The organism is Pseudoalteromonas sp. AOP31-A2-14, assembly GCF_052378035.1.
Taxonomy (GTDB): domain Bacteria; phylum Pseudomonadota; class Gammaproteobacteria; order Enterobacterales; family Alteromonadaceae; genus Pseudoalteromonas.
This window is the reverse complement of record NZ_JBQSXI010000001.1, coordinates 3,169,564-3,192,428: the sequence shown is the minus strand read 5'-3', so window position 1 is coordinate 3,192,428 and position 22,865 is coordinate 3,169,564. Positions and strand designations below refer to the sequence as shown.

General features: G+C 40.5%; 22 protein-coding genes and 1 pseudogene. 12 read left to right on the top strand and 11 right to left on the bottom strand.

The window, feature by feature from the left end:
• Positions 1-37: 37 nt before the first annotated feature.
• The 3 genes from ACT3S9_RS14765 to greB form a co-directional block, all read right to left on the bottom strand.
• Positions 38-619 carry a CBS domain-containing protein gene (locus tag ACT3S9_RS14765; RefSeq protein WP_444751012.1) on the bottom strand — a complete coding sequence of 194 codons (582 nt, stop codon included), beginning with the start codon at positions 617-619 and terminating at the stop codon, positions 38-40.
• A gap of 52 nt (positions 620-671) precedes the next feature.
• Entirely contained in the window at positions 672-983 is a 312-nt protein-coding gene (locus tag ACT3S9_RS14760; protein WP_441992990.1) for a hypothetical protein, read from the bottom strand.
• Between the two features lie 116 nt (positions 984-1,099).
• Positions 1,100-1,579 (bottom strand): transcription elongation factor GreB, encoded by a 480-nt coding sequence (gene greB, locus ACT3S9_RS14755; RefSeq protein ID WP_444751011.1) that lies wholly within the window; start codon positions 1,577-1,579, stop codon positions 1,100-1,102.
• Between the two features lie 170 nt (positions 1,580-1,749).
• Between greB and ompR the strand changes: the two genes are divergently transcribed.
• The 3 genes from ompR to ACT3S9_RS14740 all read left to right on the top strand — a co-directional run bounded on the left by ompR (position 1,750) and on the right by ACT3S9_RS14740 (position 4,852).
• Entirely contained in the window at positions 1,750-2,469 is a 720-nt protein-coding gene (gene ompR / locus ACT3S9_RS14750) for an osmolarity response regulator transcription factor OmpR (protein WP_444751010.1), read from the top strand.
• Between the two features lie 5 nt (positions 2,470-2,474).
• Positions 2,475-3,773 (top strand): two-component system sensor histidine kinase EnvZ, encoded by a 1,299-nt coding sequence (gene envZ, locus ACT3S9_RS14745; RefSeq protein WP_444751009.1) that lies wholly within the window; start codon positions 2,475-2,477, stop codon positions 3,771-3,773.
• Between the two features lie 194 nt (positions 3,774-3,967).
• Complete coding sequence (locus tag ACT3S9_RS14740) at positions 3,968-4,852, top strand: IS982 family transposase (protein WP_193039152.1); 885 nt, start codon at positions 3,968-3,970, stop codon at positions 4,850-4,852.
• 146 nt (positions 4,853-4,998) lie between these two features.
• Here the strand turns inward: ACT3S9_RS14740 and ACT3S9_RS14735 are convergent, their stop codons facing one another.
• Together ACT3S9_RS14735 and speE are read right to left on the bottom strand one after the other, a co-directional pair.
• The gene (locus ACT3S9_RS14735; protein ID WP_441834358.1) at positions 4,999-7,050 is read right to left on the bottom strand and encodes a glycoside hydrolase family 97 protein; all 2,052 of its coding nucleotides are present in this window, start codon (positions 7,048-7,050) and stop codon (positions 4,999-5,001) included.
• Between the two features lie 154 nt (positions 7,051-7,204).
• Positions 7,205-8,068: a polyamine aminopropyltransferase gene (speE, locus tag ACT3S9_RS14730; RefSeq protein ID WP_441834357.1), complete on the bottom strand. Its 864-nt coding sequence runs from the start codon at positions 8,066-8,068 to the stop codon at positions 7,205-7,207.
• 204 nt (positions 8,069-8,272) lie between these two features.
• Here speE and speA point away from each other — a divergent pair, with 204 nt between their 5' ends.
• From speA to ACT3S9_RS14715, 3 genes are all read left to right on the top strand, one after another.
• Complete coding sequence (speA, locus tag ACT3S9_RS14725; protein ID WP_441834356.1) at positions 8,273-10,153, top strand: biosynthetic arginine decarboxylase; 1,881 nt, start codon at positions 8,273-8,275, stop codon at positions 10,151-10,153.
• A gap of 48 nt (positions 10,154-10,201) precedes the next feature.
• Entirely contained in the window at positions 10,202-11,077 is an 876-nt protein-coding gene (locus ACT3S9_RS14720) for an acyltransferase (protein WP_441834355.1), read from the top strand.
• Positions 11,078-11,164: 87 nt separating this feature from the next.
• Positions 11,165-12,373 (top strand): mechanosensitive ion channel family protein, encoded by a 1,209-nt coding sequence (locus tag ACT3S9_RS14715; protein WP_441834354.1) that lies wholly within the window; start codon positions 11,165-11,167, stop codon positions 12,371-12,373.
• An 8-nt stretch (positions 12,374-12,381) separates the two neighbouring features.
• On the opposite strand, the gene chrA is transcribed toward ACT3S9_RS14715, so the two are convergent.
• The gene (gene chrA / locus ACT3S9_RS14710; RefSeq protein WP_441834353.1) at positions 12,382-13,545 is read right to left on the bottom strand and encodes a chromate efflux transporter; all 1,164 of its coding nucleotides are present in this window, start codon (positions 13,543-13,545) and stop codon (positions 12,382-12,384) included.
• A 587-nt stretch (positions 13,546-14,132) separates the two neighbouring features.
• Between chrA and ACT3S9_RS14705 the strand changes: the two genes are divergently transcribed.
• Entirely contained in the window at positions 14,133-14,765 is a 633-nt protein-coding gene (locus tag ACT3S9_RS14705; RefSeq protein WP_441834352.1) for an OmpA family protein, read from the top strand.
• Positions 14,766-14,831: 66 nt separating this feature from the next.
• Here ACT3S9_RS14705 and ACT3S9_RS14700 read toward each other — a convergent pair whose 3' ends face one another.
• Positions 14,832-16,613, bottom strand: coding sequence for an ABC transporter transmembrane domain-containing protein (locus tag ACT3S9_RS14700; RefSeq protein ID WP_441834351.1), 1,782 nt, complete (start codon positions 16,611-16,613; stop codon positions 14,832-14,834).
• Positions 16,614-16,707: 94 nt separating this feature from the next.
• Here ACT3S9_RS14700 and ACT3S9_RS14695 point away from each other — a divergent pair, with 94 nt between their 5' ends.
• From ACT3S9_RS14695 to ACT3S9_RS14685, 3 genes and pseudogenes are all read left to right on the top strand, one after another.
• Entirely contained in the window at positions 16,708-17,112 is a 405-nt protein-coding gene (locus tag ACT3S9_RS14695; protein ID WP_441834350.1) for a DUF3224 domain-containing protein, read from the top strand.
• 193 nt (positions 17,113-17,305) lie between these two features.
• The gene (locus ACT3S9_RS14690) at positions 17,306-17,923 is read left to right on the top strand and encodes a LysE family translocator (protein WP_441834349.1); all 618 of its coding nucleotides are present in this window, start codon (positions 17,306-17,308) and stop codon (positions 17,921-17,923) included.
• 9 nt (positions 17,924-17,932) lie between these two features.
• Positions 17,933-18,395 (top strand): annotated as a pseudogene (locus ACT3S9_RS14685) (PH domain-containing protein).
• Here the strand turns inward: ACT3S9_RS14685 and ACT3S9_RS14680 are convergent.
• Positions 18,392-18,736 (bottom strand): rhodanese-like domain-containing protein, encoded by a 345-nt coding sequence (locus ACT3S9_RS14680; protein ID WP_441834348.1) that lies wholly within the window; start codon positions 18,734-18,736, stop codon positions 18,392-18,394. The pseudogene ACT3S9_RS14685 and the gene ACT3S9_RS14680 sit on opposite strands and share 4 nt — an antisense overlap.
• On the bottom strand, positions 18,736-18,924 hold the full coding sequence (locus ACT3S9_RS14675) for a YgaP family membrane protein (RefSeq protein ID WP_441834347.1): 189 nt from the start codon (positions 18,922-18,924) through the stop codon (positions 18,736-18,738). Before ACT3S9_RS14675 ends, ACT3S9_RS14680 begins: the two co-directional genes overlap by 1 nt.
• 97 nt (positions 18,925-19,021) lie before the next feature.
• Between ACT3S9_RS14675 and ACT3S9_RS14670 the strand changes: the two genes are divergently transcribed.
• Positions 19,022-19,333 (top strand): ArsR/SmtB family transcription factor, encoded by a 312-nt coding sequence (locus ACT3S9_RS14670; protein WP_441834346.1) that lies wholly within the window; start codon positions 19,022-19,024, stop codon positions 19,331-19,333.
• Positions 19,334-19,844: 511 nt separating this feature from the next.
• Here the strand turns inward: ACT3S9_RS14670 and ACT3S9_RS14665 are convergent.
• Positions 19,845-20,663, bottom strand: coding sequence for an endonuclease/exonuclease/phosphatase family protein (locus ACT3S9_RS14665; protein WP_441834345.1), 819 nt, complete (start codon positions 20,661-20,663; stop codon positions 19,845-19,847).
• 347 nt (positions 20,664-21,010) lie between these two features.
• Between ACT3S9_RS14665 and ACT3S9_RS14660 the strand changes: the two genes are divergently transcribed.
• Positions 21,011-21,907, top strand: coding sequence for an aldo/keto reductase (locus ACT3S9_RS14660; protein ID WP_441834344.1), 897 nt, complete (start codon positions 21,011-21,013; stop codon positions 21,905-21,907).
• Positions 21,908-22,037: 130 nt separating this feature from the next.
• Here the strand turns inward: ACT3S9_RS14660 and ACT3S9_RS14655 are convergent, their stop codons facing one another.
• Positions 22,038-22,715 (bottom strand): TorF family putative porin, encoded by a 678-nt coding sequence (locus ACT3S9_RS14655; RefSeq protein ID WP_441834343.1) that lies wholly within the window; start codon positions 22,713-22,715, stop codon positions 22,038-22,040.
• Positions 22,716-22,865 lie beyond the last annotated feature (150 nt).

The following is a 22,865-nucleotide window of genomic DNA, read 5'->3' as shown; positions in this document are numbered from 1 at the left end:
CCTTTTGTGTTCGAAACATTTGGAATAAATTACAATATTAATGCGGGTGGTCAATTTGCTCCATCACTTCACTAAATGTGTTTGCAATAGGGCTAATATGTAATGGTACTTGTAACTTTTTAGAAATCTCGCGAGCTGATAGAAGGCCACAAATTTCATTGTTAGAAGCAGTAACGAGTAAAAACATAACGCCACGATGTTCCATTGTTTGTAGAGCATCACCGATACAGGCATAACTTAAACTTTGCATGCTCACTCCGGTTAAATTGCTTAGCGGTGTCATTACATGACGTAAGCTCACATCATTACGTGCTACATTTAAGCGTTGCGCTAAAATCATGGTCTTAGAGCTTTGTAAGTCAGCGCTTGAAACTACACCCAGTAGCTTTTTGTTATCATCAACCACTAAAATAAAGTCGGTGTGTTGATTGGTTATTTTTTTTAACGCTTCAACTATTGAAGTTTCATAATGTGCGCGTAGCGGATCTTGTTGAGTAAAGTTATTAATCATTTCTAACGCCGGAGACGTTAAATCGATAAACGGCTTATTATCGCTATAAGTATGAGATAAAATGCCTTTAGATATATTTTGGGTACGAAGTTCTTTAAAGTTAGCCATAGTGTTCACCAGTTTGATTAGTTAATTTAAATTAAGTTTCTTAGAGCGAAAATTAAACTAAATTATTTGGTGGTCCACGCTGGTACGCTTGGCTAAAAGGTTGATTACTAGGAACAATGAAATCGTAATAAGGTGTTACAAGCGCTAGAGGTTGGGCGACTTGTAATATATCAACGTCAACATGATTGTCTAGGTCAACGTCAAGGTTAGCTTGATCAGGAATTTCACAAGCAACATAGTGAGCAGTTGGGATAACTTGCTGGTTGTGATTGCCATTGGTATCTGCAAACGCAGTAATGCCTACACTTAATAAAAGTGCAAATAACATCATATTACTAAATATGCGCTGCATTGCGTTTGACATAATTACTACCTTTATAATCTCAAATAGACTGACATTTTTTATTTGAGTACCTTTACTTATAGATCACATTGGCATATTACACAACCATTAATTAACTTCTTCTGAATATTCCAAGTTTATTTTTCGATAGGGTAAGTGATTTTATTAACATACCATTCTTTTTTCCCCTGCGGAGTGGGAACTTCAAACTCATCATCAACTTGTTTTTTTAAAAGTGCTCGCGCCATCGGCGAGTCTATTGAAATGTAATCTTTACGGTCGTATATTTCATCAGGGCCAACAATACGAAAGGTAAGTATTTCGCTTTGCTCATTTTCTACTTCAACCCATGCGCCAAAAAATACCATGCCAGCCTGCTGCGGAGAATACTCTATAATTTTTAAGTCTGGGATGCGTTTACGTAAATAACGTACGCGGCGGTCTATTTGTCTTAACAAACGTTTATTGTACTGGTAGTCGGCATTTTCTGAGCGGTCGCCAAGGCTTGCCGCCCAGCTTACTATTTTAGTCACTTCGGGGCGTTTAACGTTCCATAAATGGTCGTGTTCTTGTTGGAGTTGTGTGTAGCCTTCGCGGGTAATTAAATTAGTTTTCACAATGCTTGTCTTGAATTTACGTGTGGCCAAGCAAGGTATAAAAAAAGCTACGTTTTGTCAAAGCGGCCACGCTGAAATGTTCCGTAACAATCTAGCTGGGTAATTTGTTTTTTATTATGCGGTTTTTCATTTATATTAATGGCTATAGCTTACAACAATAAGAAATAGTCATGGGACATGAAACCACAAAAGTGTTAGTCGTTGATGATGATATGCGCTTACGCAGTTTATTAGAGCGTTACTTGGTAGAGCAAGGGTTTATAGTACGCACTGCAGCCAATTCAGAGCAAATGGACCGCCTTATTGAACGTGAGAATTTTCATTTAATAGTATTAGATTTGATGCTACCCGGCGAAGACGGCCTTTCTATTTGTCGGCGTTTAAGACAAAAAGAAAATGAAATTCCGATTGTTATGCTCACCGCAAAAGGCGATGAGGCCGACCGTATTATTGGGCTTGAGCTTGGTGCTGATGATTATATTCCAAAGCCGTTTAACCCTCGTGAGCTACTTGCGCGCATTAAAGCCATTTTACGTCGACGCGCAAAAGAAGTACCAGGTGCTCCTGCCGCAGAAGAAAATCACATTACTTTTGGTGAGTTTTTACTCAATTTAGCTACCCGTGAAATGAGCCAAGGCGATACAACGATGTCGCTGACCAGTGGCGAATTTGCGGTATTAAAGTCGTTAGTTACTCATCCGCGAGAACCGCTTAGCCGTGATAAGTTAATGAATTTAGCTAGAGGCCGCGATTACAGTGCGATGGAACGCAGTATTGATGTGCAAGTCTCAAGACTTAGGCGCATGATTGAAGCGGATGCAGCCAATCCCCGTTATATTCAAACCGTGTGGGGTTTAGGGTATGTATTTGTTCCTGATGGTAAAAAATAGCCTACATGAGTATATTTCCTAAAAGTGCATTTGGGCAAACGGTGTTTTTGGTTGCAGCATTGCTGCTGATAAACCAAGTTGTATCGTATATCACTGTAAGCCTGTATGTTGTTAAACCGACTATTGAACAAGTTAATCTGATCCTCGCTAAACAAATAAAAACCGTATTTATTGATTGGGAGGATGGCGAAGAAGTTAGCGATAAAGTGTCGAGTAAGCTTTTTGAAATTACCGGCATAAGTATCATGAATCAGCGTCAAGCAATGCGCGAAGGGTTAGGGCAAGCACGCGAATATTCAATGTTGTCACGCAGTATGTCAGAACAGCTTAACGGTTCTGCGCGAGTGCGTATCAGCCAAACTGATCCACTGGTTTATTGGATTGAAGCACCACAAGCTCCTGGTTATTGGGTGCGCGTGCCATTGACTGGTTTTAAAGAAAATAATGTCGAGTTTTTGACTTTTTACCTCTCTAGTATCGGCTTTTTAAGTGTATTAGGGGGGTGGCTATTTGCTAGGCATTTAAATCGGCCGTTAAAAGAGTTACAGCACGCGGCTGTTAAAGTGGGGGTTGGAGACTTTGCGACCAAGTTAGAAGAGCGTGGTTCAACTGAAGTGATCGAAGTAACCCGCGCGTTTAATCAAATGTCTCGTGGTATAGCAGCACTTGAAAACGATCGTAGGTTGCTAATGGCTGGGGTATCGCACGATTTACGCACACCGCTTACCCGTATTCGTTTAGCTACCGAAATGATGGCCGATGAAGAAGACTACTTACGTGAAGGAATCATTTACGATATTGAAGATATGAATGCCATTATCGATCAGTTTATTGAATACTTGCGCCACCATAAACGTGAAGAGCTTGCTCTAGAAGATTTAAATGCGTTAGTTGCAGAAGTAGTACATTCTGAACAAAAACATCAACGTACAATTACTTTTAGTGAAGACCCAGCTATCCCCAATATCCCACTTAGCCTGGTGGCGATGAAGCGTGTATTTACTAATATGCTTGAAAATGCCATTCGTTATTCAGATGGAGATATAGCGGTTTCAACTACGCTCAGTAATGATAAAAAATACGCTATAGTTACAGTAAAAGACTCCGGTCCTGGTATTCCTGAAAGTGAGCTTGAAAGCGTATTTGAACCATTTAAACAAGGCGACGCTGCCCGCGGCAGTGAAGGTAGCGGTTTAGGCCTTGCCATTATTAAACGTATTGTAGATATACATGGCGGTAAGGTTAAGTTGGTTAACCGTCCCGAAGGCGGGCTGAGTGCACAAGTTTTTCTCCCTTTGAAATAAGTGATTTGAGTTTAGGTTGAGTAATCTGATGCAATATTACTATCGCTTATTATGTTCCCAATAGGAGGTTTCTTTGGGGGCTTTATATATGGTCTTACTTAGTTAACCTGAATCTCGTTTAAGAAATTGAACTAAATGCCTGTTCCGAGATCCGATCTTTCGACCAAGAACGATTGGATAGACAAGGAACAGGCATGATTAAATTAGTTGAATTGTTTTGCGATGTCGATGATTTTTGCAAAGTATTTATACCTCAATGGGAAAAACAATTACTCGAAGATGGTACCCAAAAACGTCAGCGAGCAGGACGTATGACGACCAGTGAAATTATGACTATTGTCATTAGTTTCCATATGTCGCATCACCGTGATTTTAAAAATTACTATCTTGGCTATGTTTCACTTATGTACAAAAGTGAATTTCCTAACTTGCTCAGTTACACGCGATTTTTAGCCGTTATGCCGAGGGTACTTGTGCCGATGTGTGCCTATTTTACTTCACTTAAAGGTAAACCCACAGGTGTTGAATTCATTGACTCTACATGTATCAAGGTGTGCCATAATATTCGTATTCCTAGGCATAAAACCTTTGATGGAATAGCCCAGCGAGGCAAAGGAACGATGGGTTGGTTTTATGGCTTCAAACTGCATTTAATTGTTAATCATCATGGTGAGATTGTTGCTGCAAAAGTGACAACAGGTAATGTGCATGATACGCAGCCAGTGCGTGAATTAGCGAGCTGCCTGACAGATAAACTGTATGGTGACAAAGGATATTTAAGTAAAGCTTTAGAAACGGACTTACTTGATAAAGGTGTAAAGCTTATTACGACTGTTCGCAAAAATATGAAGGCAAAAGCGATGTCACTATGGGATAGAGCGATGCTTTCAAAGCGCTTTATAATCGAGACAATTAATGACCAACTCAAGAACATATCCTTCATTGAACATTCGAGACATCGGAGTATGAACGGTTTTATGTTGAATTTAGTGGCTGGATTGGTGGCTTATTGCTTAAAAGAAAATAAGCCACACCTTAATTTAACTGACGTAGAGCTCAATGCATTAGTTATCGCTTAAACAGATCTCAGGTTAGTTAAGCAATATACTAAAATTAATAAAAAGCGTAGCGCTTAACTTATATTTCGGTGCGCGGTTGTCACTATAAATTGTATATAGCACTGAGAACAAAAGCGCGATTTTAATCGCGCTTTTACATTATTACGCTAAAGTGCTTTAAACCTAATAGCCGTTCCACCGCTGGTGGCAAGCTTTAGAGTTAACTTGTCATTGGCAGTGACGGTGCGCTTTTCGATTTTTAAATCGTATGGGTTATTTTTCCACTCTGCCTTGTCACCATCGCGGTAAATTTGCGCTTCGAACTTTTTACCTTTATCTAAAAAGTCTAAACTTACTTCAATAGTACGTGCTTGTTCATCGGTTACAGCACCTAAATACCAGTCATTACCAGAATAGTTGTCGCGCTTGCGCTCTTTTCGGGCGAATACAATAAAATCAGCCACTTCACCATCAAGGGCAATACTTTGCTGCCAATCGGTTGGTACATCTTGAATGAATTGAAAAGCATCAGGTTTGGCTAAATAGTTACGCGGTAAATCGGCCGCCATTTGAATCGGGCTATACATAACCACGTATAAAGCCAGTTGTTTAGCTAGGGTAGTTTGTGGGCGATTAGTATCAGCGCCTAAACCATTAAAGCCCATGTCAAAAATACCCGGCGTAAAGTCCATTGGTCCGGCTAACATGCGCGTAAAGGTTAGCATTGGAATATGCTCTGGCGGGTTTGGTGGTGTGCCCCAAGCATTAAACTCTTGGCCTCGCGCACCTTCACGGGCTATCCAATTTGGATAAGTACGGCGCAGGCCCGTGTCTTTAATTGGTTCATGTGTATTAATACTGATTTTGTGCTTAGCGGCAAGCTTTACGCTGTGTAAGTACTCATTAACCATAAATTGTCCGTCGTGCCATTCATGGCGGGCTATGCCGTTTTCATCAATACGTTTGATATTGCCACCATCAGCAACATAACCGGTTTTAACTTGGCTGACGTTTGATTTTTCATACAATGCGTAGGCATCTTCCATTTGCTTGCGATAATTACTTACGTTGCCTGAGGTTTCGTGGTGGCCAATTAACTCCACGCCTTTTTCCTTTCCGTAGCGAGCTAGTTCTTTAATATCAAAGTCATCATAAGGTTTGGTAAAGCTAAATACATCACCATTAAAAAACCAGTCGCCATCCCAGCCGTTATTCCAACCTTCAACCAGTACGCCGTCAAAGCCATATTTGGCAGCAAAATCCATGTAACGTTTGGTTTCTTTAGTGGTTGCGCCGTGTTTTTCACCGCTGCCCCAGGTGTTTTCTTTTATGTGCATACCCCACCAAATACCAACGTACTTACCTGGTTTTACCCACGAAACATCACCTAACTTATTAGGTTCATTAAGATTTAAAATGATGTCTGAGTTAATTAAATCTACGGCTTTTTCGCCAATTTGAACAGTCCGCCATGGGGTATTAAACGCGCCGTGCTTTTTAACGGCAATGCCATCTGACCAAGGGGTTAAATCAGCTTGAAAAGTACCCGGGCGGCGCTGGTTAAGCACCATACCTGCATAATCAACGAGTGCGGCTTCGTGAATACTAATATGAACGTTATCGGCATTTTTAAGGGTGAGCGGAGTATGCACGAGCGCCGCATCTTGTAATGGGGTGCTGTTGTATACATATTCATAGCGGTTCCAGCCTCGAGCAGGGATCCACCAAGCATTGGCTTTATCTGCGCCATTAATAGCGAATTCGGTTAGCTCTTTGGTGATTTCAGTGCTGTCAGAGTTTTCAAAGCCGGCTTGAGTTGGCACTTCATAACGAAAGCCTACGCCACTATCAAAAGCACGGAAACGTACCGTGTAACTACCACCTTGTGGAGCTGGTTTTGTAAATGTAACAGCTAACTCGTTGTGTTTGTCGCTAATTGTTTGGCGCTCGCCCCAAGGCTGCTGCCATGATGTATCAACACTATTTTTTTGCTGCGATTTAATTTTAAAGCCTTCATCAAATGCTGCTTGTTGTTTGAACTCAAAGCCGAGCTTTGAAGGTGTGATCACGTCTTTATTATTAAAGCTAATAGCGTAGGTTGGGCTACTTTTCTGATCAGAGACCGTAATTTGTATTTTACCGTCGGGAGAACTAACGGTTGCTGTTTGGGCAAAACTAGTGGTTGAAAAAGCAACCAGCAAGAGCGCTGAAAATCGCATAATTATTCCTTGATAACAGAAGTTTGTTAAGCATAAGGTGAGCGGGCGATTAATACGAGGTGCTTGCATACGTATTCAAGAGGTTAAAGCTGTGGGTGGCAGTTGAGGGAAGGTTACTAATGGCTTTGAGTTAAAGCCATTAGCCTAACAGGGCTTATTTTTTCGTAAAACCGCGTTTCATATAGTTAGGTGTGGCAAGTGCGCCATGGTGAATACCCGCATTGTAATATTCACTGTGCTCGGCAACTTTGGCTGCATCGTCTTCTCTAAAACCTGCAAACATTTCATCTTTACGGGCAAGAGTAACAGACCATAAACCGCTTGGATAAATTGGCTGTGGGAACGGCAGTGTTTGTAAATCAACAAAACCTACTTCGCTCATCGCATCACGCATTTCAACAAGTAGAGGCATATGAGTTAATGGTGATTCGCTTTGCTGCACCATAATACCACCTGGGCGTAGCGCGTTTAGACAGCTGGTGTAAAAAGCATGATTAAATAAGCCTTCACCAGGACCAACGGGGTCGGTGCCATCAACGATAACAATGTCGATAGATTCACTTGGCAGTTCGCGCATGTACTTTATGCCATCGTCAAATATAACAGTGGCACGCGGGTTTTGGTTTGACTCGCACAGCTCTGGAAAGTATTTAAGTGACATTTGTGTGACGACTTCGTCAATATCGATTTGTGTTACTGACTCAATATCTGGGTGTTTTAGTACTTCACGTAAAGTGCCGCAATCACCGCCGCCAATAATCACTACATTTTTAGGATTTGGATGAGCAAGTAACGCTGGGTGACTGATCATTTCATGGTAAAAAAAGTTTTCGCGGCTGCTGACCATGGTACAACCGTCGATGACCATCAGGTTACCGAAGTCAGTTGTTTCATACATTTCGACTTTTTGAAAAGACGATTGCTTTTCATCTAACTTTTTATTGATTCGTAATGAAAACGCAGTACCGTCACGTTCACTGATTTCTGTAAACCACTTACTTTGATCTAATTTTGCCATGTCGCTAGTTACACTTATTGAGTTATGGGCGAAAAAGGAGGCAATTCTGCCAGTGCTTGACGATTTGCTCAATGAAATTTTATCAGTATAGCGAATATTTTACCGATGCTTTGGGGAAAATATCAATTTTTGTTAGCGTAGCGGTTAATGACGTATTAAAATGCGCATCTTATAGATGAATTTGCTAACGAAAGAAGAGTTGCCATGACTTGGGGTTTAGACACAGCACGGGAAACTTATAATGTTGCTCATTGGAGCGATGGTTATTTTGATATTAACGCACAAGGTGAACTCGTTGCGTATCCTGACGGGGATCAAAATAAAGCAGCTATTTCATTAAGTGAATTGACCGAGCAATTCAAAAAGCAAGGCCTGACTTTACCGGTACTGGTACGCTTTACTGACATTTTAAAAAACCGTGTAGATACCTTAACCAGTGCGTTTAGCAAAGCCCGCACAGCACGTGAATACCAAGGGCAATATACCTGTGTTTATCCAATAAAAGTAAATCAGCAACGTTCTGTCGTTAGCAAATTATTAGCCCATCCAAGTGGCCTTGTTGGACTTGAAGCCGGCTCAAAACCTGAGTTAATGGCTATTTTAGGCGTTGCTAAAGAGCCCATCACCGTTGTTTGTAATGGCTATAAAGACAGTGAGTTTTTACGCTTAGCGTGTATTGGACAAGCCATGGGCCATAAAGTAAAAGTGGTGGTTGAAAAGCTGTCAGAGCTAACTACCTTACTTAATGAAATTGACGACCTAGGTATTGAACCTGCCATTGGCATTCGTATTCGCTTAAACTCTATTGGCAAAGGTAAGTGGCAAAACACTGGCGGTGAAAAAGGTAAATTTGGTTTAACTGCAGGCCAAGTGCTTAGTGCGGTTGAGCTACTTAAAAAGCACAATAAGCTGCACTTAATGCAAATGGTGCATTTTCATATTGGTTCGCAAATTGCCAATATTCGCGATATTCACCGCGCTTTACGTGAATGCTCGCGCCACTTTGCAGAGCTTGCCCAGCTTGGTGTGCCACTTAATACTGTTGATGTAGGTGGCGGTTTAGGAGTCGATTACGAAGGCTCAGGTTCGCGTAGCGCCTGCTCAATGAATTACACGGTCGATGAATACGCTCGTAATGTTGTAAATGCCTTTGCAGAGGTGTGCGAGCAGCATGATTTACCACACCCCGCTATTATCACTGAATCTGGCAGAGCACTTACCGCGCATCATGCTGTGCTTATTACCGATGTGATTGATGTTGAGCAAGCTCCTAACCATCTAAGTCCAACCGCCCCTCAAGCAGGCAGTATTTTAGTGCTTGAAGAAATGTGGCAATGCTTGCAACGTTTAACACCGCGTATGGCTCTTGAAATTTACCACGATGCTATGCATTTATTTAGTGAAGCACATGACCAATACGTTCATGGTTTAGTGAGTATGTTGGAATGGGCTAAAGTTGAGCAGTTGTATTTTACTATTTTACACCGCGTGCGGGCTTCGCTTAGTGCTAATGCGCGTGCTCACCGAGAGGTGCTTGATGATTTAAATGAAAAGCTGGCTGATAAGCTGTTTGTTAATTTCTCATTGTTCCAATCATTGCCCGATGTTTGGGGCATTCAGCAATTGTTTCCGGTTATGCCTATCGAGAATCTCGATAAACCACTAACACAGCGCGCGATCATTCAAGATATAACCTGCGATTCAGACGGCCAAATTCGTGAGTATGTTGAAGGTTCAGGTATCGAAACAAGTTTACCCATTCCAGAGTATAAACAAGGTCAGCAGTACCATATTGCGATGTTTATGGTGGGTGCTTATCAAGAAATTCTTGGTGACTTACATAATCTATTTGGTGATACCGACTCGGTACATGTTGAGCTAACTGAGCAAGGTTATCAGCTTAACAATGCCATAAAAGGTGATAGTGTTAAGGATGTATTAAAGTTTGTTGGCTATGATAGCGAAATTTTGGCTGATAATTTCGCGAAAACAGTAAATCAACTTGCCGTTAGTGAGCCAGTAAAAGCACAATATATAGATGAACTAAATGCAGGTCTAGCAGGGTATACCTATTTTGAAGATTGAAGAGACTGTGTTTGTTGCAGTATGGTTTATGAAAGGAATTGAGTCGTAATGTCATTTTTTCGTTGTATTATTAGTGCCTTACTGTACACCATAAATACTATTGTGTGGTTTGTGCCGATTTTTATTTGTGGGTTGATTAAGTTAATTCCAATTAAGCCATTACAAAAGTTAATGAGCTTAATTGCCAAAAAGTGCGCCAGCATTTGGGTGTCGTGTAATTCAATTAATCAAAAATTACTCACTCCTTATCAATTAAATGTCACAGGTCTTGAGAATACTAAATTAAAAGACTGGTATTTGGTGATTGCCAATCACCAAAGCTGGGTTGATATTTTAGTGTTGCAGCGGGTGTTTAATCGCCGTATTCCCTTTTTAAACTTCTTTTTGAAAAAAGAGCTAGTGTACGTGCCTATATTAGGCCTTGCATGGTGGGCTCTTGATTTTCCATTTATGACTCGAACTAGTAAAAGCCAGTTAAAAAAGAATCCTAAGTTACGCGGTAAAGACCTAGAAACCACTCGCAAAGCCTGTGAAAAGTTTAAAGAAATGCCGGTCAGTATTGTTAACTTTGTTGAAGGTACGCGCTTTACGCCTGCAAAGCACCAACGTCAAAACAGTCCGTTTACTGATTTATTAAAACCAAAAGCAGGTGGCATTGCCTTTGTTATGCAAGCAATGGGCGATCAAATTTCTAAGGTTGTTAATGTTACTATTCAATATCCTGACGGTATTCCGACCTTTATTGATTTTTCCAGTGGTCGCGTTAAGCGTATCAACGTACATGTTGAGGTAATGCCTGTTAGCCCCGAGTTGACCGGGGACTACTCTAATGACAATGAGTTTAGAGTGCGTTTTCAGGCTGAAATAAACCGTCTATGGCAAGAAAAAGAACAGCAGCTTAGTAAGTTAAAGCAGCAACCTTGAGTATCCAAGCTGGCAATAAAAGGCAGCCAATTAGTGGCTCACATCGAGGCCAATTAAGTACATGATTGAAAGGGGAATAACAACACCATGAAGCACACCCACTTACAAGAACTGGTTTTTCCTTGGTTTGATAAAATGCCTAAGGCTGAGCTATTTAGTGCGCTAACGGTCACCGCAATTGGTGTTTTGTCTTTACTTATTATTTATATGTTTATTCGCCAATTAATGTTGCCGGGTATTCAAAAGATGGTCACTAAAATATCACCTGAGCGTATCGGTTTATTAGCACCAATATTAACCAAGTTAAACCGACGTATTGCTGGAATGATATGCTGTGTTATTTATCTCGCTACTTTTGACAGCATTTATCCTGTTAATGAGCTCTCTGCAGAAGTACTTAAAACCACCGGACATATTGTATTAATTATTTATGCTGGGTTTATCTTAAGTAGTATTGTTAGTATTGCTGGAGAGGTTTACAACCAATTAGAGTTTGCCCGAGAAGTACCTATTCAAGGCTTGATCCAAGTTGTAAAACTTATCACCTTTATAATTTGTGCAATTTTAATTATTAGTATTCTACTTGAAAAGTCGCCGACCTATATTCTTTCGGGGTTTGGTGCCATTGCAGCGGTTACCTTGTTGGTATTTAAAGACACTATTTTAGGCTTTGTAGCGAGTATTCAAATCGCAGCAAACCGTTTAGTTACTTACGGCGATTGGATTCAAGTTGATAGTTATGGTGCTGATGGTGAAGTAATTGATTTAGGCTTAAACACGGTAAAAGTACGTAACTGGGATAATACTATTACGACTATCCCTACTTATATGCTTGTAGCAGGGTCATTTAAAAATTGGCGCGGTATGCAAGAGTCTGGCGGTCGTCGCATTAAGCGCTCACTGAGCATTGATATGAATAGTATTAAGTTAGTGGATGCGGATTTTCGTAAACGTATTGATGATGGGATACCACTGCATGAATATATTCGTGTTTCTAGTTTACCTGAGCCGGTTTCAAATTTAGGTTTATTTCGTCGTTACGCCGAAGGTTATTTAAAGCAGCATAAAAAAATCAATACTTCGCTGACTTTAATGGTTCGTGAGCTGCAGCCATTAAACCATGGTTTACCCATCGAGTTTTACTGCTTTAGTGAAGATAAACGTTGGATCTCGTATGAACATTTACAAGCTGAAATAATGGATCACCTACTTGCTGTACTACCTATTTTTGAGCTTTATGCGTTTCAAAGTGTTACTGGTCAAATTGTTAATCCAACTAATAACACCTCTAGTTAAATCGAGTATTACAGTGGTAAATAGCTCTGAAGCAGCCCCACAAAAATAAAGCCAATTAATAGCCACCAAATAGGTGGCTTAGCTAGTCTTAGCCATGCAAATACGCCGACTACAATAGCAATATGCCACACTGAGCTAATCGCCGAACTCCAAATTGGCGAATACAGCGCGGCCGCTAAAAAACCGACTACAACTGCATTTAATGCGGCTATACTACTTGCAAAGTGTGGTCTATTAGCAAGCGCTAACCAACTTTTTTGAAACGCCAACATTAATAACAAACCGGGTAAAAATATCGCTGCTGTAGCGATTAGTGCACCTACAACAACTTGCTCAGGGTAAAGCTGGGCACCTAAATAGGTCGCGATTGTAAACATTGGCCCTGGCACAGCTTGGGCACTAGCATAGGCACTTAAAAACTGTTCAGTAGCAAGGCTTGGCACACTGGCTTGGAGTATTGGTAACACTACATGACCGCCGCCAAATACCATGGCACCGGTTTGATAAAATGCTGTAAATAGATCTATGTCGTTACCAAAACTGATAAAACTCACTATTAGTAGTAGAGCGAAAATCCCTAAAGGTAGCCAGCTTATTGCCTGCTTTTTAGCTGGCTTTGCAGGGAGTTCATTATTGATATTAGAATTGATATTGAGTAGCGGGAAAAGAGCACCAAAAGCAGCGGCTGATATTAAAACAATAATTTGCGTAGCCATCGCAGGAAATAAAATAAGTATTAGTGTACTGATTAGTGTTATTGCTTTAAGCATATAACTTGTACAAAAACTCTTGGCCATACTTAGGATTGCATCGGCCACAACGACCACGGCAAATAACTTCAAGCCAGAGATAACCGCATAGTAAACATCATCAAACTGACTAGCGCTTACGGCTAATAGTAGCATGATCAGTAGTGAGGGGGTGGTAAACCCTAAAAAGGCAGCAAAACCACCAAGTACGCCACTGCGCTCAACGCCAATAGCAAAGCTGACTTGGCTAGAACCGGGTCCCGGCATAGCTTGACTTAAGCTGATTAATTGCGCATAACGGCTGGTGCTTAACCATTGTAAGTTATCTACAAAGTGTCGTTTAAAATACCCTAAGTGAGCCGCAGGTCCACCAAAACTGATGCAGCCAAGTAAAAAAAATTGTTTGAATATAGCTAGCAACATACCCTGTTTATTCCATCTTTTTATATTTCTATATTATGACAAATAAGCGCATTCTTTTTATGACATTTTTATAGTTTTATCTTCATCATTTGTATTTTATGCTCGAACGAGTAACAGCATATCCTCATGTAAGTATTAAGGCTTATTAATAAATTGCAGTAATAAGCGGTACTATACATCTTTGTTATTTTGGCTACGGTACTCGCTTAGATAAAGTTGAAGCTCTCACTGAAGTAAATGTCTTTGAGGCGTTGTTTAAAAAGCGTGCTGGTTTCGTTATTGGCGTAGAAGAAATCGCCGAATTATGCAGCTCAAAAAATAGGCCTGCTCAACAGCTAAAAGTGGTTTGTCGTTATAGCAACATTATTCACGGCAGCTTGAGTATGATAATAAATTCACCAAAACATAGCTGACTCATGGCTTACAATAACCAATACATTGGTTGATGAAAGTGCTTGAACTTACTCGCCTTGTTACGTCATACAAGTGGCTGCCAGTCAGTGAGTTTTTAAATGAGCCTTCATCGTTTGTTCATATATTCCTTTGCATACTGCCCGTTATTGAAAAATGAGTGAACAAGAGTGACCATGACATTAACAAAATCTATTTTAGCAGCCAGTGTTGTTGCTGTATTTTTAACCGGTTGTGAAACCAATAATACAGGAATGGGGGCGGGCATTGGTGCTGCGACAGGTGCAGTATTAGGTAAAGCGACAGGTGACCATGATGATAAGCGTATCTTTATCGGTGCTGCTATTGGTGCGCTAGCAGGCGCAGCCGTTGGCGACTACATGGATAAACAAGAAGCTGCATTTCGTGATGAACTTGCAGGCTCAGGTGTTGAAGTTGTGCGTGAAGGCGATAATTTACGTTTAGTTATGCCATCAAATATTACCTTTGCAACGGATCAATCTTATATTACATCTGGTTTTCATGACACCTTAAATGCCATAGCTAAAGTGATGAACAAGTATGAAAAAACCTACTTAAGCATTAGTGGTCATACTGATAGCAGCGGTAAAGAAAGCTACAATATGACGTTATCTGAGCAGCGTGCGCAGAGTGTAAAGGATTATTTGGTTAACCAGCAAATTCTTAATAATCGTATTAGCACCCAAGGTTATGGTGAAAGTCAACCGGTTGCCAGTAACGATACTGCCAATGGCCGTGCGCAAAACCGTCGTGTAGAAATTCAAATAGTACCAAATACCGAAGGTTAATAGTCTAGAGGTAGAGTGATCTCAATTTATTATTTACTATAATTTTATTGAGATTTATTACCGCTTTCAATCACGGTTAAACTGTAATTCACACAACGTTTGATAAAGAGGATTGCTTGTCAGTAATTGTTGATGAGTGCCGGTTGCGATTACCTTGCCATTTTCCATTACGACAATTAAATCAGCGTGTTTTACCGTGGCTAGGCGGTGGGCAATAATTAAGGTCGTGCGATGCTGCATTAAGTGATCAAGAGCCGCTTGTACGTGATGCTCGCTTTGTGCATCTAAAGCACTGGTTGCTTCATCGAGTAATAGTATTTCTGGGTCTTTTAATATTGCCCGTGCAAGTACAATGCGTTGCTTTTGTCCGCCAGATAACCGCACGCCTTGTTCGCCTAAAAAGCTTTTATAGCCGTTTGGTAATTGTTTTATAAATTCATCTGCATGGGCGTGTTTAGCTGCCGCATAAACTTGCTCGTCACAGGCATCTGGGTTGCCGTAACGTATATTGTGCATTACATCTGAGCTAAATAAAATCGGGTTTTGTGCCACCATGCCCATACTGTCTCTGAGTTTATTGAGAGACAGCTCCTTGATATTGATACCATGAAATTTAATCACACCATTAGCCGGATCGTAAAAGCGTTGAAGTAATTCAAATAGAGTTGTTTTCCCCGCGCCAGATGGGCCAACAATAGCCACTGTTTTACCTTGTTCAATGGTAAGTGAGATATTATTAAGCGCACTGACATCGGGACGAGATGGATAATTAAAGGTAATATTGTTCAGTTCAATCGCCGCTAAATTACTATTGGCTTCGAGCTGCTCATCGAGGGGCTCCGTGGGATTAACAATTTCACTTTTTACGGCTAATAACTCAAGTAAGCGAGCTGCTGCTCCTGCTGCACGTTGTAGCTCCCCATATACTTCAGCGACGGTTGCCACTGACATGGCGACCATAATGGCGTAAAACACAAATGCGCCTAGCTCACCGCCGGTCATTGTGCCTGCTAGTACATCACTGCCACCAATCCAGAGCATCACACTAATGGCGCTAAAAGTTAGGAATATCACTGCGGCAATTAAAAATGAGCGCTGTTTAATGCGGCTTTTGGCAACACTAAAAGCTTTTTCGGTTTCGAGTGCGAAGGCATGCTGCTCGCGCTGCTCATGGCTATAACTTTGTACTACTTTAATATTTTGAATGATTTCGCCTGCGTAGGTGCTTATATCAGCAATTGCATCTTGGCTAGATCCAGCAAGCTTGCGTACCCGCTTACCAAATACCATCATTGGTACCAGTACTAGCGGCACACAGGCAACCACCACTAAGGTGAGTTTTAAATTTGTGAATAACAACATGGCTAGGCCGCCAATCAGCATGAGCGCGCTGCGTAGTGCCATTGAAAATGACGAACCAATAATGGATTGTAGCAAGGTGGTGTCGGTGGTTAAGCGTGACATTAACTCACCACTGCGGTTTTCTTCAAAATAGCTTGGGTGCAAAGTTACGATGCGATTGAATACGGCTTTGCGTATATCGTTACTGACTCGCTCACCAATCCATGACATTAAATAAAAACGGCTAAATGTACCAACCGCTAATAAACTGATTAATCCAATTAGTACCAAAACAGCTTGTTTGAGTTGTTCTTGCGAACCTGCAATAAAGCCATTATCAATCACAAATTTTACGCCCTGACCAAGGGATAAATTAACTCCCGCGGTTAGCAATAGCGCTGCTAATGCTGCTAACACTACCCATTTATACGGCTTAATAAATTCAAATATAGGTATTAAGCTACTAAAGGCGGCTTTTTCTTTTGCTTGAGAGTCTGCTTTGATCATGGTGGATTCTTTTTTATGGATAGGGTATAGATATGGCTGCAAATAAAAATATTTCAATAACCAATCTTAATAACTAATAAAGGACTAACCCGTTATGTCAAAAGCAACTTATAAAGTCAGCGGTCAGTTTAACGTTAAACTCAACCCAATCGAAGGGTATGCTCAAGGCGTAGATGGCATTAATTTAGGGCGGATGTCGCTTGATAAAACCTTTATAGGTGAGCTTGAAGCAACGAGCACCGGTGAAATGCTCAGCGCTATGACAAGCATCCAAGGCAGTGCGGGTTATGTGGCGATTGAGCAAGTTGTTGGTACACTTGCAAGTAGGCAAGGCAGCTTTGTATTACAGCATTTTGGTACTATGGATAAAGGCCAAGATTCATTAATTTTAAACGTAGTGCCGGATTCTGGCAGTAACGAACTTACAGAATTAAGCGGTAAGATGGCAATTCGCATTGAAGACGGTAAGCATTTTTACGATTTTGAATATCAGTTGTAAGAGTTAGGTAATGCAAAAAATTATAGAATTGAAAAAGACGCGTTTTTTTGGTTGAATTAATACCGAAGCGCTTAACGAAAAAGTGTATCAGTTAAGCCAAGATGGCTGGAAAGTAATAAGCATGGCGGCGATTACTGTTTTTTTTGGCCAAGTACACGGTTATGCGCTACTTATTGAAAATGAAGCGATATAAATGACACTTTCACTTTGGCTAAGTTTAGCCGCTATTTGCATGATGGGGGCAATGTCGCCAGGGCCAAGCCTTGCGGTGGTGTTAAAACACAGCATTCACGGGAGTATGAAAAACGGCATGTTGGCAGCGCTTAGCCATGGTATTGGTGTGGGGTTTTATGCCGCTGCGTCGTTACTTGGCTTGGGTGGGCTAATGTTGCAGTTTCCTACTGTTTATCAAGTGTTGGTCTACTTAGGTGCAGCGTATTTAGCCTATTTAGGGATTAAAATCTTATTAGCAAAACCAAGGGGGGATGAACTAAAAGTCGCTCAGCAAAGTGGTAGTGCCAAGCATGCGTTGCAAGATGGCTTTGCGATTGCGTTTTTAAATCCAAAATTAGCGGTATTCTTTTTAGCGTTATTTTCACAGTTTATAACCCCTGAAAACCTGACGTTTAAGGTGGGTGTGATCATGTGCTTAACTGTATTTTTAATCGATACGAGTTGGTATTTATTGGTCGCATTCTTAACTGACTACTCAAAAAAGCGCTTTGGTTTTCCCCGTCAAAATCCATGGTTTGAAAAATTATTAGGGGTTATTTTTATTGTCCTTGCTGTACGGGTGATTATTACTTTATAAGGGATTAATATGTCTGACAACAGCTTAAAAAGAGCTGCTTTTGCTGCCAAGGTAAAGTCTTATTGGTTAATTGCAGGGGGAATATTAGCGGCAATATCGCCCGAACTGCTTAAGCGTAAGCTAGTGGTTAAACGTGGCGTGTTTTTTTAAAGAAAAAAGTCAATTCCTCTTGAAAAGATAGCAGATATAGCATTAAGTTAAGGGCCTTTAACGCGGCTATTTGGTCTATATAGATTAAGCTTTGAAACTTGGGCAATCAGGCCAAGGTGCATTAGTCTCGTTATTAGGTGTGATTAATGCCAGTGATTTGCGCGAAGTAATCCTAACCTAAAGAGATAACCTAGTCGGTACAAAACCAACAAAAGCTAAAGCAGATGAACCACAGAGCCAAGTAGAACTTATGAGAGCTCTCACTCATAGCGTAAAAAACATAGAACAAATGCTAGTTACGCTACTGGATGAGAAAAATTAAAATACTTGGCAAATTTTTTCTGCATTACATGTAATAACAGTGACATTTTTGTAGCCAATACGAGTAAGAGCTTCGGCGCTTAGAGATGCACGAGCCCCACTGGCGCAGTGTAGGTAAATTGCCCGAGCAGGATCTTTTTCAATTTCCATTAACTTCATTTCGAGTAAACCACGTGGGATATTAATAGCGCCAGTTGCAGCCTTGGTTGCGTGCTCTGCGGGCTCGCGCACGTCAATAAGTAGGCCCTGGTTTTGCTCAAGCTCTTGTTTTGCTTGTGCGGCATCAATACGGCGTTGGTTTGGAGTAACTATTTTCATTAGATCTGGGATTGAAGTAAGCATTAGTCTGTAAACCCTCGTTTGCGTAAAAAATTTATAAGTGGACACCATTTGGTAAACGCTGTTTGGATCAGGTTTACTCCTATAAATAATGTTAACCACATAAACCGACTATTTACAAAGTAGCTTAATATGACCGAAATTGTCACCATACTACCTGCAAGTAAAAGAATTCCGTCATTAACTTTCACATTGACACATTACATTAGTTTTTTCTAATGTTGTTTATATTAGATTTAACTAATGTAAAAGTCTATACTTTGCTTAGAACGTTTTATTAGGACAGTTATGAATATTGAGCGATTAGCGAATAATGCTGAGCAAGCTGAACAATTTCTAAAATTGATGGCAAATAAAAACCGACTAATGATTTTATGTAGCTTACTCCAAGGTGAGTTAAGCGTAGGTGAACTAAACGAACGAGTGCCATTAGCGCAATCGGCACTGTCACAACATTTAGCTAGTCTACGCAAAGCAAATATGGTGGCAACACGCCGAGATGGTCATACTATTTATTATTTTTTGACCGATCCAAAAGTTGAGTCGATCATTGCGTCACTTTATCAATGGTTTTGTGCCACGGATAATAGTGCCAAATAAAGCTCACTACTTTACTGAGTGACTTTTCTTTAGTGCGTGATTTGCTACGGTTGTATTTTCATCAAAGTGACTGGGGTAGGTATAAGTAGTATTTTCTTTACAGTAAGTAAGAGTGGTTATTTTAAATTTGTTTGTTATTTCCTCATTGTTTTCGCAAATTATTAAGCTATATTAATTATATATTATGAGTGTTGATGGAGAGATCATGAACACTCAAGTAATTGCTCAAGTTAATCAAGGCCAAGCTAATTTAAATCTAACTAACACACGGCCTAACACTATTACAAAAACATGAACTCCTGAGAGGGTAATAACAAAGTGCACCATTTATAACTTTATTAGTGGTGATGAAAAGACCCTTATTTATAACTCTAATTTCACCTCTCCTACAGAGTGAACCAAGCCACAGCAATGTGGCTTTTCTGTTTTTATCTTCGTATGGATTTACTGTTTAAATTCAAGCCGCAATAGACCAATGAGGTGCAGCATTTGAAAAAGTCACAAGTCCCCCTTAATTAATCGTTAAAGTGGCTAAAATAGGGTTGTGATCAGAGCTAGTAACTTCTTTGACTTGGGTTGTATCTATAGTTACGTCACGTGCCCAAACTTGGTCAAGCGCTAAGCCGAAGGTTTTAGTGCGCTTATCGTCTAAATAAATAGCTTCACTTAAGCCTAAATTTGATAGTGTTTTTATTATTAAAGCTTGGCGGTCATCGCTCCATGCATTGAGGTCGCCTGCAAATATGATTGGTCCTGTATGATTTTTCATAATAGCTGCTGTATTTTGCAATTGATGATTAAAATCGTCAGTCCCTAAGGTAAAATTGATACCGTGTAAGTTAATGCTTAACAATTGCTGTTGATTTGGTAAAGCGTATTGCACAATGTTGGTCGCTTTAGGGCTGCGTAGCCAAGGCTCAATATCGGTTAAGGTGCAATGTACGGTTGCTGGCCAACGACTTAAGGTCATTACTCCCGATTGCATGTCGCCACTTTTGTAGCCTTTTGAAAATCGCCAAAAAGGTTTGAGGTTTTTTAACTTTTCGGTCTCAATGGCTTCTTGTAAAAATACAATATCTGCTTGTTGGTTTAGCTCATTTAAATCTTCATATAAACCCTGGTTTTGGGCTTTGTAGATATTCCAACTTAGTAAATGTAATTGCTTTGGCAGTACATAGTGTTTTGCATAAGTTTGTATTTGGCTTTTTTTTAGCTGTTGCTGGCATTGCTCAAGAGAGCTAGCAATTTTAGTAATGCCTTGCTGTTCATCAGATAGTGTTGCGGTATGCACTGGAAATAAAATAAAAAAATAAAAAATTATATTCAACACTATTGGCCTCTGTCATATTACTCGGCTGCTACTTAGGCTAAAATCACGTCATTAGTTTCTATGTAATTGTGAACAATTGTAGCCTAGGATTAGTTCGCTGTTCAAATGAATCAATAAATTGCCTCCGTTCAAAAAGTGCTAAGCCGGTAGGCTGTAGTTTATACGGTCAATGTTTTTAATAGTGGAAGGGAAGTCGCATGGGCAAATAGATGCCCTTTTTCTGCTATAGCAATCACAGCGCCTTTAAAGTAGGGGAATACGTATGAGTGTTAGCTTGACTCGTGCTGCAAGTATTGATGAGGCAATTAACATGCTAAATATGTATCACAAACAGTTAAGGTTGAATTATGAATAACATCACTCCCCCCGTGATTGACGAGCTAGTATTGGGGTTTTGGCGTTTACTTGATAGGCAAGCCACGCCGCAGCAATCGTTACAATTTTTAGAAGAGGCTATTGCTGCCGGTATTACTCATACCGATCATGCCGACATTTATGGTGAATATGGCTGTGAACGTGAATTTGGAAAAGTATTAGCGCTTAAGCCAAGTATTCGTGATGAGATAAAAATCATCACCAAATGCGGTATAAAACCTGCCTTTCCAAGTTTGGGTTTAGCAGGCCAAGCAAATCATTACGACTCAAGTGCCCAGCATATAATTGCTTCTACTCAGCAATCTCTTAAGCATTTTAATACTGACCGTTTAGATGTGCTGCTTATTCATCGCCCAGATTACCTAATGCATGCAGATGAAGTGGCTGAAGCATTTAATACACTTAAGCAAAGCGGCGATGTGCTTGAGTTTGGTGTATCCAATTTTACGCCTTCACAATTAAACTTATTACAGTCGCGCCTTGATTTTAAGCTGGTAACTAATCAAGTTGAGTTTTCACCCTATGAAATGAAAGCACTAGATGACGGTACGCTCGACCAATGCCAGTTACTGGATATTAAACCAATGTGCTGGTCACCTTTAGCGGGCGGTTTGTTATTTGATGAAAAAGACGAAAAAGCCATTCGCTTACGCCATGTGTTAGCGCAAGTAGGCAGTGAAATTGGTGCAAGCTCGGTTGATCAGGTTGTATACGCGTGGTTATTAATGCATCCAAGTAGCCCATCAGTGGTACTCGGCACAGGCAATATAAAACGGGTTGAATCAGCGGTTGCGGCTAAGCAATTAAAGCTTAATCGCGAGCAGTGGTATCGTATTTGGCAAGGTTCAACAGGGCATAGCGTGCCTTAAGCTGCGAGTTTATAATAAATTAAAAAGCTACACGCTGACTTAATAAACATGGTTGGTATTTTTGAGTTGGTGGTTCTTAGATCGAGAAAGGGCCTTGCGGCCCTTAGTGTTGCAGCAAGTAACACATTTTTTATAAGCTAAAGTCTACAGCGTACGCGACATAAGCTTTGATATCTGAGTCGTCCATATCAGTATCTGATAGACCGAAAGTGAATCCATCTTTAGAGATTGATACACCATAGTCAATAATATCTTCATCACCAATAAAGTCGCCAGAATAGTGACCTAGATGTAATGCCATTTCTGTACCATTACTGCCTATAGCAAAGCCATAATCGGCAGTTAAATATAAAGAGTCACCGAAATCTGTACCATCACCACTTGCAGCCGATGTTGCAAGTACTGACGCACCAAAACTGAAACCACCCATACTGATGCTGCCGTAAACTTCTGAAAAATCAGCATCTGCGCCAGAAGCTGCGTCAGGGTAAGCGTAATAGATGTAACCAACGTCGTAGCTCATGTTTTCATTAATATCACCACCAAAACCAGCGTAGAGATCAAGCTCGTAGGTCATTTCATCTGCCCAGCTTGCGTTTGAAGCCCAAGTACCAGCATAAAATCCAGACTCACTGGCATAATCAATACCGCCTGAAACTGCGGCTTCCCCGCCTGTTTGCTCTTGACCACGCCATAAATAATTAGATGTGGCAGCAGCATTAGCTGTTACTTCAGCATAAGCTGCTGTTGATGTAGTACCCATAAGCACAAGTGTGCTCATAGCAATGGCTGTTTTTAGTTTTAACATGTTTCGTATCCTGTTTGTTATGCTGATTTTTCTCGCAATTATTAATTAGATTGCAGTCTAGCTAATTGCGGATCTCATCTTTAGTTGTCTATTAGGATATTTGCACTGCTTGTGCCAAGTTAAATGGAAGTAATTATTTATATTTTAATC